The 12,387-nt window shown below is 71.5% G+C and carries 13 protein-coding genes; 4 read left to right on the forward strand and 9 right to left on the reverse strand.

Features of this window, described 5'->3' with window-relative positions; genetic code table 11:
* Positions 1 to 77 precede the first annotated feature (77 nt).
* Complete coding sequence (locus EJG53_RS15735; protein ID WP_244955156.1) at positions 78 to 1,286, forward strand: serine hydrolase domain-containing protein; 1,209 nt, start codon at positions 78 to 80, stop codon at positions 1,284 to 1,286.
* On the opposite strand, the gene EJG53_RS15740 is transcribed toward EJG53_RS15735, so the two are convergent.
* Positions 1,283 to 1,819, reverse strand: a complete 537-nt coding sequence (locus EJG53_RS15740) for a MarR family winged helix-turn-helix transcriptional regulator (protein ID WP_125045374.1) — start codon at positions 1,817 to 1,819, stop codon at positions 1,283 to 1,285. The genes EJG53_RS15735 and EJG53_RS15740 overlap by 4 nt on opposite strands.
* A 59-nt stretch (positions 1,820 to 1,878) precedes the next feature.
* Here EJG53_RS15740 and EJG53_RS15745 point away from each other — a divergent pair, with 59 nt between their 5' ends.
* Entirely contained in the window at positions 1,879 to 2,823 is a 945-nt protein-coding gene (locus EJG53_RS15745; RefSeq protein WP_125045375.1) for an amidohydrolase family protein, read from the forward strand.
* Between the two features lie 58 nt (positions 2,824 to 2,881).
* Here EJG53_RS15745 and EJG53_RS15750 read toward each other — a convergent pair whose 3' ends face one another.
* A complete protein-coding gene (locus EJG53_RS15750) occupies positions 2,882 to 3,457 on the reverse strand; it encodes a helix-turn-helix domain-containing protein (RefSeq protein ID WP_125049390.1) in 576 nt (191 codons plus the stop codon).
* A 283-nt stretch (positions 3,458 to 3,740) separates the two neighbouring features.
* On the opposite strand from EJG53_RS15750, the gene EJG53_RS15755 reads away from it, so the two are divergent.
* Positions 3,741 to 4,730, forward strand: coding sequence for an alpha/beta hydrolase (locus tag EJG53_RS15755; protein ID WP_125045376.1), 990 nt, complete (start codon positions 3,741 to 3,743; stop codon positions 4,728 to 4,730).
* A gap of 44 nt (positions 4,731 to 4,774) precedes the next feature.
* Here the strand turns inward: EJG53_RS15755 and EJG53_RS41115 are convergent, their stop codons facing one another.
* The 4 genes from EJG53_RS41115 to EJG53_RS15770 all read right to left on the reverse strand — a co-directional run bounded on the left by EJG53_RS41115 (position 4,775) and on the right by EJG53_RS15770 (position 7,468).
* On the reverse strand, positions 4,775 to 4,942 hold the full coding sequence (locus EJG53_RS41115) for a hypothetical protein (protein WP_167515114.1): 168 nt from the start codon (positions 4,940 to 4,942) through the stop codon (positions 4,775 to 4,777).
* Between the two features lie 201 nt (positions 4,943 to 5,143).
* A complete protein-coding gene (locus EJG53_RS43345; RefSeq protein WP_125045377.1) occupies positions 5,144 to 6,217 on the reverse strand; it encodes a MarR family transcriptional regulator in 1,074 nt (357 codons plus the stop codon).
* Positions 6,218 to 6,470: 253 nt separating this feature from the next.
* Positions 6,471 to 6,656, reverse strand: coding sequence for a DUF397 domain-containing protein (locus EJG53_RS42465; protein ID WP_307721682.1), 186 nt, complete (start codon positions 6,654 to 6,656; stop codon positions 6,471 to 6,473).
* Positions 6,653 to 7,468, reverse strand: coding sequence for a helix-turn-helix domain-containing protein (locus EJG53_RS15770; protein WP_307721683.1), 816 nt, complete (start codon positions 7,466 to 7,468; stop codon positions 6,653 to 6,655). The genes EJG53_RS42465 and EJG53_RS15770 overlap by 4 nt, the downstream gene beginning before the upstream one ends.
* Positions 7,469 to 7,598: 130 nt before the next feature.
* On the opposite strand from EJG53_RS15770, the gene EJG53_RS15775 reads away from it, so the two are divergent.
* The gene (locus tag EJG53_RS15775; protein WP_125045378.1) at positions 7,599 to 8,036 is read left to right on the forward strand and encodes an ATP-binding protein; all 438 of its coding nucleotides are present in this window, start codon (positions 7,599 to 7,601) and stop codon (positions 8,034 to 8,036) included.
* A gap of 53 nt (positions 8,037 to 8,089) precedes the next feature.
* Here the strand turns inward: EJG53_RS15775 and EJG53_RS15780 are convergent, their stop codons facing one another.
* The 3 genes from EJG53_RS15780 to EJG53_RS15790 all read right to left on the reverse strand — a co-directional run bounded on the left by EJG53_RS15780 (position 8,090) and on the right by EJG53_RS15790 (position 12,305).
* A complete protein-coding gene (locus EJG53_RS15780) occupies positions 8,090 to 8,794 on the reverse strand; it encodes a LuxR C-terminal-related transcriptional regulator (protein ID WP_125049393.1) in 705 nt (234 codons plus the stop codon).
* A 113-nt stretch (positions 8,795 to 8,907) separates the two neighbouring features.
* Positions 8,908 to 10,227, reverse strand: a complete 1,320-nt coding sequence (locus tag EJG53_RS15785) for an ATP-binding protein (protein WP_125045379.1) — start codon at positions 10,225 to 10,227, stop codon at positions 8,908 to 8,910.
* Between the two features lie 149 nt (positions 10,228 to 10,376).
* Positions 10,377 to 12,305, reverse strand: coding sequence for a serine/threonine-protein kinase (locus tag EJG53_RS15790; RefSeq protein WP_125045380.1), 1,929 nt, complete (start codon positions 12,303 to 12,305; stop codon positions 10,377 to 10,379).
* Between the last annotated feature and the right edge of the window lie 82 nt (positions 12,306 to 12,387).

The following is a 12,387-nucleotide window of genomic DNA, read 5'->3' on the forward strand; positions in this document are numbered from 1 at the left end:
TGGCCCTGCTGACACCGGCCCTCCCTGCCTCGGCCGCCGGGACGGACACCCCACGCCCCACACCCGCCGCGGCCCCCTTGCCCGCCCTCGCCACCACGCCCGCTCCTCCCACAGCGCCGGCCCCGCCGCACCACACCGGCTCGGCCCACACCGACCCGGCCCCCACCAGCCCGGACCCCACCAGCCCCACCCCCACCGGCCTGGACCGCAAGGCCCTGGCCCGGACGCTGCAAACCCTGCACGACGTAGGCATGTTCGGCGCCTACTCCGCCGTCCGGAACGGCGACGCGTCCTGGCGGGGCGCCTCCGGCGTCGCCGACGTACGGACCGGCCGCCCCACGACACCGCAGCTCCAGCACCGCATAGGCAGCATCACCAAGACCTTCACCGCCACCGCCGTGCTCCAGTTGGCCGGCGAGGGACGCATAGACCTGGACGCGCCGATCGGCCGTTATCTGCCCGATGTCGTCCCCGGTGAGCGCGGCCGGGCGATCACGGTACGGATGCTGCTCAACCACACCAGCGGAATCGCCGATTACGCCTACGCCATCTGGCAGAAGCCGGAGGACCTGGAGAAACAGCGCTTCCACCGGTGGGATCCGCGCGAGCTGGCCGGACTGGGCCTGGCAGCGGACCCGACCGGCAAGCCCGGTGAGGCCCACCACTACGCCAACACCAACTACGTGATAGCCGGGTTGCTGCTCCGCAAGGTCACCGGCCAAGCGCCGGAGAGGTTCATCACCGACCACGTCATACGCAAGGCCGGCCTCCGGCAGACCTACTTCCCGACCTCGCCCCGCATCACCGGGCCGCACTCCAAGATGTACGAGGGCCTGCACGGCGAGTTCGTCCCGCCACGTGACTTCAGCGTCCACGACATGTCCTGGGCCGGTACGGCCGGTTCGCTGGTCTCGACGATGGACGACCTCAACCGCTTCTACCGGGCCCTGCTGACCGGCAAGCTGCTCGGCCCGGCCGAGCTGCGCGAGATGCAGACCACGGTACCGACGGACGCTCCACGGCTCCGGTACGGCCTGGGTCTCTTCTCGCTGGATTCCGTGTGCGGCCGGTTCTGGGGCCACAACGGCCTGGTCGCGGGCGCCGCGACCGATTCCTTCTCCAGCCCGGACGGCCGGCGTCAGGTGTCCCTCGGTACGAACCTGGTGCGTTACTACGGCCTGGAGGCGGACGGCACCACCCCGAAGCAGGGCCCGATCGACGACGCCAAGGCCGCACACATAGGCCAGGCCCTGTGCGCGACTCCGTCGTCCCACCCGACCGTCTAAGCCGCCCCGGCCGCCCTATCCGCCCCGCCCGTCCCGGAGATCACCTCGCCGATCATGCCGGCCAAGCGGTGCATCTGCGTGGTGAGTTCGCGACGTTCCTCGGGTGTGAACTGCGACAGTGCGGCGTACTGGCGTGCGCGTAGTGCGGACTGCATGGCGGCGAGGCGTTCGGCGCCTTCCTCGGTGAGGCGGACGAGGACCTGGCGCTCGTCGTGCGGTGCGCGGCGACGGTCGACCACACTCTTGCTCTCCAACTGCTGCAGCATGCGGGTTGCTGTGGGAACGCTGATCTCGGCGTTGGCAGCCAGGCGGCTGACCGGCAGTCCTTCGCCCTGGGGGTCGTCGGCCAGCGCGGCGAGCAAGGACATCTGCGCCATGGACAGGCCGGCCGCCTCCGGTCGGCCGACCGTGGCTGCCCGTGAACGTCGCATCGCGTAGAAGAGCCGGTCGGCGGCCTGGGCCAGCTCCTCGATGTCGGGCTCGACGCGCGGTTCGGCGGCGCTGCCGGGCTGGACTCCGGTCGTTTTGCTCATATCTGTTAGCTTACTAAAGGAATGACGTTAGCAAGCTAACCATTAGGAGGCGAAGCGCCATGCCCTTCCCTGCTCGCATCGACGTCCACCAGCACATCGTCCCGCCCGTCTGGGCCCGGACCCTCGCCGCGCAGGGCCTCGACTCCGGCGGCTGGGCCATCCCGGACTGGAGCCCCGAGAGCGCCGTCGCGATGATGGATCAGCAGGGCATCGCCACCGGCGTCCTGTCCGTCACCGCTCCCGGCGTGCACCTAGGCGCCGACGACCAGGCCCGGGACCTCGCCCGCGCCGTGAACGAGTACGGCGCCGAGGTCGTCAAGGACAACCCCGCCCGCTTCGGTCACTTCGCCGGCGTCCCGCTGCCCGACATCGACGCCGCCGTGGCCGAGGCCGTGTACGCGCTGGACGTCCTGCACGCCGACGGCGTCGTGCTGCTGTCCAACGCCCGCGGGCGATACCTCGGAGACCCCTACTTCGAGCCGTTGTGGGACGAACTCGACCGCCGCGCCGCCAACGTCTTCGTCCACCCCGCGCAGCCGCCGATGCCCCTGCTCCCCGGTACGCCCGCCCCGCTCGCGGACTACGTCTTCGACACCACCCGCAGCGCGCTCAACCTCGTACTGAACGGCGTCATGAGCCGCTACCCCAACGTACGGGTGATCCTCTCCCACGGCGGCGGCTTCCTCCCCTACGCCGCCTACCGTTTCTGCGGCCTGACCTCCATCGCCGTCGATCCCGACCGCACGTCCGAGGATGTCCTGCGCGACCTGAAGCGCTTTTACTTCGACACCGCCCTGTCCGCGAGCCCCAGCGCCCTGCCCGCGCTGCTCGCCTTCGCGAAACCGGGGCACATCCTCTACGGCAGCGACTGGCCTTTCGCCCCTCAGGAGGCCGGGAGCTACTACAACCACTTCCTGGAGACCTACCCGGACTTCACCCCAGGCCAGCAGGAAGCAGTCAACCGTAAGAGTGCCGAGGCCCTCTTCCCCCGCCTCGCCCGCTGACCCGCACGCGGGACGTCCGGAGGCGGAACGTCCGGGGCTGGAGCGGTGGTTCTGCTTGCTAGCGGGTCGGGGGGACGGGGGCGGGCGGGGTGCGTGGGCGTAGGCGCTCTCCCTGGGGGCCGAACATGATCAGGTATTCGACCGGTCCGTCGGAGCCGGCGTTCGCGACTCCGTGTGGGGTGCGGGTGTCGAACTCGGCCACGTCCCCGGCGGTCAGGACGAGATCTTGACCGCCGAGTGCGAGCCTCAGCCGTCCGTACAGGACGCACAGCCACTCGTAGCCACCGTGGGAGACCTGGCGCGGCCGAGCGGACGGGTCTTCGGCGGCGGGCAGGACGTGCTTGTGGGCGTGCAGGCCGCCGACGTACTGGGTCAGCGGCAGCACCACCTTGTCGTCACCGAACCGCTGGGGCGCGGAGACGGGGGGCTTGGCCGCAGGGGCGGGGGCGGTGCCGGCCAGCTCGTCGAGGGAGACGCCGTACTCCTTCGCCAGGAGCAGCACCACCTCCAGGGTGGGCTTGCGGCGGCCGGTCTCGATCCGCGACAGCGTGCTCGGTGAGATGCCGGTCGCACAGCCGACGCCGGTGAGCGTGGCGCCGCGATGTTCGCGTGCGGCGCGCAGCCGTGGGCCCATCGCCGCCAGTGTCTCGGCCACGTCGCCGCCCGTCGCCCTCCCCGCCGCCGTCTCGGCCACGTCGCCGCCCGTCGCCCTCCCCGCCGCCGTCACGGCCACGTCGTCCCCCGTCGCCCTCCCCGCCACCGTTCCCGCCACCCTTGCCCTCGCCTTCCGAACTTGTCCGGCTCTGCCGCCCTGACCTGCAAGTTTGCCAGGCTGGCAACGGTGATCGCGCCGGGCGGGTGCCGCGCCGCATGATCGACGGGTATCCACGTCCGTCCGCGAACCGAGGAGCAGACCCATGCAGACCGAGCCGTCCGCCGCATTCCGCCACCGCACCGTCGAGGCCCCGGCCGGCCGCCTGCACCTGGTCGAGCAGGGCACCGGCCCGCTCGTCCTGCTCGTGCACGGCTTCCCCGAGTCCTGGTACTCCTGGCGCCGTCAGCTCCCGGCCCTCGCCGCGGCCGGCTACCGGGCGGTGGCGATCGACGTACGCGGCTACGGCCGTTCCTCCAAGCCCGCGGCGACCGACGCGTACCGGATGCTCGACCTGGTGGAGGACAACGTCGCCGTCGTGCGCGCCCTCGGCGAGGAGAACGCGGTGATCGTCGGACACGACTGGGGTTCCACCATCGCGGCCACGTCCGCGCTGCTCCGTCCCGAGGTCTTCAGCGCCGTCGGCCTGCTGAGCGTCCCGTACGCGCCGCCCGGCGGCCCCCGTCCCACCAGTGTCTTCGGCCAGATCGGCGGTCCCGAGGAGGAGTTCTACGTCTCCTACTTCCAGGAGCCGGGCCGCGCCGAGGCGGAGATCGAGCCCGATGTCCGGGGCTGGCTCGCCGGCTTCTACGCCGCCCTGTCCGCCGACACGATGCCCGCCCAGGGGGAGCCCGATCCGCACTTCGTCGCCCGTGGCGGCGGCCGGCTGCGCGACCGTTTCCCCGTCGGCGCCCTCCCGGCCTGGCTGACCGAGGACGATCTCGACGTCTACGCGGCGGAGTTCGAGCGCACCGGCATGACCGGCGCACTCAACCGCTACCGCGCCATGGACCGCGACTGGGAGGATCTCGCCCCGCACCGCGGCGCCCCGATCGAGCAGCCGTCCCTGTTCATCGGCGGCACCCTGGACGCCTCCACCACCTGGATGTCCGACGCCATCGACGCCTTCCCGACCACCCTCCCCGGCCTGACCGCCTCCCACCTCCTCGACGGCTGCGGCCACTGGGTCCAGCAGGAACGTCCCGAGGAGGTCAACCGTCTGCTGACCGGCTGGCTCACCACTCTCACGGGCTGACCGGCCAGGAGGCAGGAGGCGGAAGGCAGGGGGGCGGAGGCCGGTCAGGCACGGCGTTCGCGGCTCAGCCACAGGCCGGTGGCCGCGGCGAGCGCAACGACGCCGCACGCCACGCTCAGCAGGATCTGTTTCACACCGTCTCCGACCATCATGTTGACGAACACGTTGCCCATCAGACCAACGGCGAGCAACAGCCAGAGCAGGGCTTTCATGGGGTCCTCCGTAGCGGTGGTGATGACGGTCGGGTGGTACGGCTTCGACTCTTCCGGACGGGGGCCGTGCGGACGATGGGGCCAGCACCCCGGCCGTGGTGCGGTCAGCACCCCGGCACGGGTGGGTGCGGGGACGAGCACGGGAACGGTCCGGCCGGGGCCCCGGCGGTCCTTCCTCCCCGCCACCCAACTGGTTCTCGTCTACGGGTTCCTGCCGCTGCCGACGCGCTGCGTCGTGTCGCGGGTCGAGCGGGGGCGGGAGAAGGAACGGGCGAGGTGGGCGAAGTGACGGGTGCGTTCGGCGCGGAGGTGGTCGGCGTCCGGGGCCGGGGGCGGTGAGTCGCCTCGGCAGGGGCGACAGAGGCCGCCGGGTAGGGCTTCCGGGCGGCCCGGCACGCCGCACTCGGTGCATTCCAGGATGCGGGTGGGGGTGGGGGTGGCTGCGTCCGGTGGCGGGAGGGGCGGCGCCGGGGGGAGTTTGTCGGTGAGGCGGCGACGGGCGATGGCGCCTGCGGAGTACACCTCGGGCGGCAGGCCGGCGGTGAGGACGGTGACGAGGTGGGCGCTGGACACGCCCCGGGCCAGCCACTCGGCGGCGAGGTCTTCGAGTGCCGCGCATTCGGCGGCGGAGAGGATCATGCGGGGGTCGGCGGTGCCGAGGGCGGCGAGGGCCGCGTACGCCGGGGAGGGGGCCGGTGGGGCCGGGACGGGGCTGGCGGGCACCGCGCGGCGGGAGGGCAGCGGTCGCTCGTCCGGTTGAACCTGCGGGAGGGGCGGGGGCGGGGGCGGAGGCGAAGACGGGGGCGGCGACGGCTCCGGGGGTGAGGGCGGGGGCGGCTCAGGGGACGGCTGAGCTGATGCCGGTGCCGGTGTAGGCGAGGGGGCTCCGGCGGTCAGGAAGTGGTGCCACCAGGCGTCGTCGCGGGCGGTGCGGGTGAAGTACGTGCGGTAGACCCACTGGGAGCGGCCGTTGCCGACGGTCTCCTGGACGCGGCGCAGATGGCCTGCCGTGGAGAGCCGGGTGAGGGCGGAGCGGACGGCTTGCTGGCCGTAGCGGGGCTGCGCGGCGGCGAGCGTTTTGACGTCCATCGCGGCGCCGTCCGGGAGCCGGTCGATGAAGGCGCCGAGGTACGCCTCGCGTTCGGGGAGATGGGCGAAGTCGCCCGGACGGGAACGTGCCTGGTCAGGGGCGCTTCGCTTGCCGTAGCCGGTGGCGGCTTCGGGATGTGGGGGTACGGGCGCGCAGGGTGCCGTAGTAAGTTTGGCGTCAGCCACGAGATCGCTCATTTCGATCTTGGAGGTCAGACCCCGGTTCGGTGTTGGCGCACCTGCCGGGGTTGTTTATTGCTCGCAACGCGCAACCGCTGCTCGCTGTCGCGACGGTAGAGCCTCGCGACGCTCAGTGGCAAGCCGGTCACGAGAAGTCATTCGCGCTGGCATGCGCGGGGGTTGGGAGGGCGGGTGGGTTGTCCCAACCCACCCGTTCCTTACAGAAGGAGCTCGACGCCCGCCCTCCGGAGCTCGGGTCTCAAGCGCCGGTGGTGGCGAAGCCTATGAACGCTTCCCAGGCTCCGGCGGGTATGGCGAGCTGAGGGCCGTCCACGGCCTTGGAATCCCGAACGAGAACGGCATCAGGGCGGACGGTTATCTCCACGCATGAGTCGGCGTCGGAGCCGCTGTAGCTGGACTTCCTCCACACGACCGCAGTGCTCACAGGTCCTTCGCCACCTTTCGAATGTATGCGTCGCTGTCCTCCACCCCCAGCGCCTGCATACGGATCATGCCGTACAGGTGGACCAGTTCGCTTACATCGCTCGGCTCTGATTGCAACGTGCTGGCGCCCTGTGCCGCCGAGTATGCGTATGTCTCGTGCTCGGCGGTTTCGAGCAGCACGACCGGTCCGCTAAGCGCCTGGTAGGGAGCACGACCGATCGGCAGGATCTGGATCGACACGTTACGCAACCTCTGCAACTCCAGAAGTCTGTCGAGTTGCCGCCACATCAACTCGGCGCCTCCCACCTGCGTACGTAACGCCGCCTCGTACATGACGAAACTGAACAGCGCGCTTGGCTCGTCCTTAAGTCTTTCCTGACGCTGGAGCCGGAACTCGACGCGCGCTTCCACCGTCTCGTCATCCACCGGCGGGAATGGTTTGCTCATCAGCTCACGCGCGTACTCTTCGGTCTGCAACAAACCCGGGATCAGGAGAGTCTCGTACCAGTACAACGCGATCGCATCCGCTTCGAGTCCCATGAACTCGGTGCTTCGCTTATGACACTTCTCCGGCTTCAAGTACTCGTGCGCCGACTCCAACAAGCCATGTGCCCGACAAACTTGATCGGCAATCTGAAGCATACGCAGCGTCGGCCTCCGGCGCCCTTGCTCCATGGACTTGACGTACTCAGCGTCGTAATTCGCTTCTTCGGCGAGCGCTTCGCGGGAAACCCCCGCACGCGCACGCCACAGCTTGAGCTGGTCACCGCAGTAGCGCCACGTCATCGGCACACGGGCCGGTTCTTTCGACAACGCGCCCCCTTTCCTCGGCACGACCGGTACAGCCCGGTGCGTACCCTCGTCGCGGCTGCTGACGGTACGCCCGCGCCGACAGGATCGGGGCCGTGAACGACGGAAATTCCCCCTCCAGAATGAATGGTGGCTGCCGCGCCATCCCCGTAGCGCGCGACGGGCGCGTAAGTACCTGCGTGAACTCGCGGAGGTGTGGCAGTTGCAGGCCGAGGCGACCGACATCGCCGTGCTCATGCTCAGCGAACTGACGGCCAACGCCTGTGTCCACTCACGCGCTCCACGCGGCCGCTACGTACGGGTGCGGTGCCTGCTCCACACGGGACGGCTACGCGTCGAGGTGTCCGACGCCGGTCTCGCGATGCCCGAGCCCCGGGTGGCGGACTGTTACGACGAGGACGGACGCGGGCTGGCGCTGGTCGCGGCGCTGGCGGACGAGTGGGGGGTGTACCCGCGCCCGTACGGGATCGGGAAGGTGGTGTGGTTCGAGGTGAGCGACTGCGTCAGCTCCTCCAGGTCCGGCCCCCGCTCCGGTTCCGACTCCGGCCCTGGATCACTGCTGCGGGGATGACCACGGGGCGGCCTGAGATCGCGGGCCGGTTCAGGCTCCCGAAGCCGTCTGCGTCAGACCAACCGCCGGGCCGTGGCCCACCGGGTCAGCTCGTGCCGGTTGGAGAGCTGGAGTTTGCGCAGCACCGCCGAGACGTGCGACTCGACCGTCTTGACCGAGATGAACAGTTGCTTGGCGATCTCCTTGTACGCATAGCCGCGGGCGATCAGGCGCAGCACCTCGCGCTCGCGCTGGGTCAGACGGTCCAGGTCCTCGTCCACCGGCGGGGCGTCCGTGGAGGCGAACGCGTCCAGCACGAAACCGGCCAGCCGCGGGGAGAAGACCGCGTCGCCGTCGGAGACCCGGAAGACCGCGTCGACCAGGTCCGTACCGGTGATGGTCTTGGTGACGTAGCCACGGGCGCCGCCTCGGATGACGCCGATCACGTCCTCGGCGGCGTCGGACACGGACAGCGCGAGGAAACGCACCGGGCGCTCGGGGTCGGCCATCATCGCGGCGGAGCGGCGCAGCACCTCGACGCCGCCGCCGCCCGGCAGGTGCACGTCCAGCAGGACGACCTCGGGGCGGGTGGCGGTGATGACCGTGACGGCCTGGTCGACGTCGGCGGCCTCGCCGACGACCTCCACACCGGTCTCGTCGGTACGGCCGATCTCGGCCTGGACGCCCGTACGGAACATCCGGTGGTCGTCGACGAGGACGACTCGCACCGTGCGGGCGGGGCCGCCGGTCTGGCCGTCCTGTGCGGCGTCACTGTTCATCTCGTCCGTCCGTCCCTTGTCGGCGTTGGCTGCGGTGGTGGCATCGGTGGTGGCGTCGGCATCGGCGTCGGCTTTCATGGCCCGGTGGCGCCGTGCCGCCACCTCATCATCCGTCATCCGTCCTCCGGCAGGCGCTCCGCCTCCAGCTCGACCACGGTGCCGCCGTCCGGCGCGGAGCGCAGCCGGGCCGTACCGCCGTTGCGCTGCATCCGGCCGATGATGGACTCGCGTACGCCCATACGGTCGCCGGGGACCGCGTCCAGGTCGAAGCCGGGGCCCCGGTCCCGTACGGAGACGAAGACCGTACGGCCCTCCACCTCGGCGTACACCTGCACGGCGCCGCCCTCGCCGCCGTACTTGGCCGCGTTGACCATCGCCTCGCGGGCGGCCTGCATCTGCGCGCCCAGCCGCTCGTCCAGCGGGCAGTCACCGACCACCACGACCTCGATCGGCACCCCGTGGTGGTCCTCGACCTCGGCCGCGGACTTGCGCACCGCCTCGGCGAGGGTGTCCGGCTCCTGCTCCTCGTCCTTGCCGCGGCCCTCCGGCTTGTAGAGCCAGGCGCGCAGTTCGCGCTCCTGGGCTCGGGCGAGGCGGGCCACCTCGCGCGGGTCCTCCGCGTTGCGCTGGATCAGGGTGAGGGTGTGCAGGACCGAGTCGTGGACATGCGCGGCGACCTCGGCCCGTTCCTGGGCGCGGATCCGCATCAGGCGTTCCTCGGACAGGTCCTGCGTCATGCGCACCAGATACGGGCCCGCGAGCAGCGCGATACCGACCAGGACGGCGAGGGCCGCCTGGAGCACCGAACCGAGATGGCCGACCGAGCCTTGCAGGACGACGATGCCGGTCACCCCGACGCCGACCAGCACCACCCCGGCCGCGCCGCGCACGAGCGGCAGCACCCCCTTGCGGCGGCCCATCTCCAGCCACTGCGCGCGCCGCGCGTTGTCCGCCTGCCGCCAGACCAGCGCGACACCCGCGCCTATCAGCAGTATCGGCCACACGTAGGCATTGGCCCGGCCCAACTGGAAGCGCGACGCGACGACGGCCGCACCGGCGAGCAGCGTGAGCAGCGCGAATATCTGCCCCTTGTCGGCCTTCCGGCCGCCCGCCCCGCCCTTACGGCCCCAGGCCAGGCGTCCGGGAGCGCCGGCGGACGCACTGGCACGCGCCGCGTCCACGCCGCCGACGCCCAGCGGCACGATGAACCAGAAGGCCGCATACAGCAGCGCGCCCATGCCCTCGGCCATGAACAGCGCGATGAACACGACCCTGACCCAGGACACCGGCAGCCCCAGATGCCCGGCCAGCCCGCGCGCGACACCCCCGAGCATCCGCCCGTCGGCGCTGCGGTACAGCTTGCGCAGGGGCGGGTCGTCGGGGTCGGGCACCGTGGCGTAGCTCGCCTCGGGCCGGGTCGGCGCGGTGGTCATGACACCGATCGTCACACGTGGGATGGCTGCGGAGCATCAGGGTCGACCCTGACGGCACCCCTAACCGGTCACAACTTTGGAGGTGGGTGGGCTGGAGCTTTCGACAAAGGGGCCGGTGACCGGACACCCCGTACCCGGCCTGCCCCCGTCTACTGCTTGGCGTCCTCGGGAAGCTGCAACCCGGCCAGGACGTTGTCGAAGACCTTCTTGTACCGGCCCCACTCGGCGTCCGGCGCGGAGAGGTAGACCGCGTACTCCTTCTCGCCGGGCCGGCCGAACCCCAGGTCGACGGCGCGGAAGTCACGCTTGCTGCCCGACCAGCGCCACTCCCACAGCGCGGCGGGGCGCCCCCGGAAGACCGTGTCCTGCATCCGCAACTGCTGGTATCCGGGGAACTTGCCCTCGTTGAGGGCGTTGCGCTCGTTGTCCTTCCAGTGCTGGAGCGGGTTGACGCTCGCGAAGTCGAGGACCTCGATGCGCAGCCCGACCAACTGGTTCGGGTTGAGGTAGGTGGAGCCGTTGCCGTTCGCCTGCCGCTGGCGGGTCCAGCCGTCGGGCACCGGGACGGTGACGTCGGCCGCCGGGTCCTTGACCCAGTGGTACCCGTCGGGCAGGGGCCTCGGGGTGGGCTTCGCGCTGGGCTTGGAAGGGGCGGGCGACGGCGCCTCGGGCTGCGCCTTGCCGCCGTCGGACGCCTGCGCGTCCCCACCGCCGCCCGGTCCGAACCCGAGGGCGTACAGGGTGCCGCCCGCGACCGTCAGCGCGGCGACCACGGCGACGGCGCTCAGCAGCAGCGTGCGGCCGCGCTTGCGTTTCGTGCCGGAGCCGGGCCCCGGGGCGGCCGGGTCGGTCGTCGTGCGGTGGACCGGGGAGGTCGGCCCCTCTACAGGGAACGCGGCGGCCGCGCCGCCCGTGGTGGCCATGCTGCCGGTGGGGGCCGTACCGTCCGCGGCAGAAGGCGCCGGGTGGTACGCGGCGGGGGGCGGGCCCTGGACCGGGGTCGCGTACGGATTGTTCGGGGCCGGCTGCGGGCTCGGGGGCGGGTTCGGGGCCGAGGGGCCCGTCCCCGTACGGGGGTCCTGGACCGGTGCCGACATGCCGCCCGTCGCCGCGGTGCCGCTGCCCCCGGCGGTGTCCCATTCGCCCGCCGCGCGCGCCACGCCCGGGTTGCTGCCCGACGTACCCGATATGCCAGAGGCGCCGGGGGTGCCCGACATGCCTGTCCACGCGGTGTCCGTGTACGCGGCCGGTGTGCGCAGCGCCTGTTCCACGGCCTCGGCCGACGGGCGGTCCGCGGGCTCCTTCGCCAGCAGCGCCTCGATCAGCGCGGTCAGCGGACCGGCGTTGCGCGGCGGGTCCAGCGGGTCCACGGCGATCGAGTACGCCGTCTCGACCGCGGTGAGCTTGCGGAACGGGGGCCGCCCCTCGATCGCCTGGTAGAGCGTGGCGCCCAGTGCCCACAGGTCGGCGGCCGGGCCGGGCGTATGGCCCCGGACCCGCTCGGGAGCAAGGTAGTCGATCGAACCGACCAGTTCGCCGGTCTTGGTGAGGGTGGACGTCCCGGTGGCGACCGCGATGCCGAAGTCCGTGAGGACGACCCGGCCGTCCTCACCGAGCAGGACGTTGCCGGGCTTCACGTCACGGTGCAGGACACCGGCGGAGTGCGCGGCCCGCAGCGCGGTGATCATGCCACGGCCGATCCGGGCCGCCTCGCCCGGCGGCACCGCGCTGTTCGAGAGCATGGCCTCCTTGATGACGTCGCCGAGCGTCACCGACGGCACGTACTCCATGACGATGCAGGGCAGGCCGTCGTCGTCGACGACGTCGTGGACGCTGACCACGTTGGGGTGGTTGATCCGGGCGGCGGCCTGCGCCTCGCGACGGGTGCGCTCGTTGCGGCGGGCCAGCTCGTCGGCGTCCAGTTCCGGGGAGACGTGCAGCCGCTTGACCGCCACCTGCCGGCCGAGCAGTTCGTCGTGGGCCCGCCAGACGGTGCCCATACCGCCCCGGCCTATCTCCTCCACCAGGCGGTACCGCCCGGCGACCAGTCGCCCGTCGTCCACCGCCGCCTCCGTCACCGCGCCGCGCCCCTTCGCTTCCCCCCGTACACGTGTCCGGCGCAACGATAGTCGTCCGCCGGCCGTCCGCAGAGGGGCGGGG

It is taken from the genome of Streptomyces chrestomyceticus JCM 4735 (assembly GCF_003865135.1).
GTDB classification, from domain to species: domain Bacteria; phylum Actinomycetota; class Actinomycetes; order Streptomycetales; family Streptomycetaceae; genus Streptomyces; species Streptomyces chrestomyceticus.

Excerpts from the sequence above, each read along its gene's own strand:
- EJG53_RS15740 (WP_125045374.1), bottom strand. The coding sequence starts at position 1,819 with ATGAGCAAAACGACCGGAGTCCAGCCCGGCAGCGCCGCCGAACCGCGC.
- EJG53_RS15745 (WP_125045375.1), top strand. The coding sequence starts at position 1,879 with ATGCCCTTCCCTGCTCGCATCGACGTCCACCAGCACATCGTCCCGCCC.
- EJG53_RS15750 (WP_125049390.1), bottom strand. The coding sequence starts at position 3,457 with ATGGGCCCACGGCTGCGCGCCGCACGCGAACATCGCGGCGCCACGCTC.
- EJG53_RS15755 (WP_125045376.1), top strand. The coding sequence starts at position 3,741 with ATGCAGACCGAGCCGTCCGCCGCATTCCGCCACCGCACCGTCGAGGCC.
- EJG53_RS41115 (WP_167515114.1), bottom strand. The coding sequence starts at position 4,942 with ATGAAAGCCCTGCTCTGGCTGTTGCTCGCCGTTGGTCTGATGGGCAAC.
- EJG53_RS15780 (WP_125049393.1), bottom strand. The coding sequence starts at position 8,794 with ATGAACAGTGACGCCGCACAGGACGGCCAGACCGGCGGCCCCGCCCGC.
- EJG53_RS15785 (WP_125045379.1), bottom strand. The coding sequence starts at position 10,227 with ATGACCACCGCGCCGACCCGGCCCGAGGCGAGCTACGCCACGGTGCCC.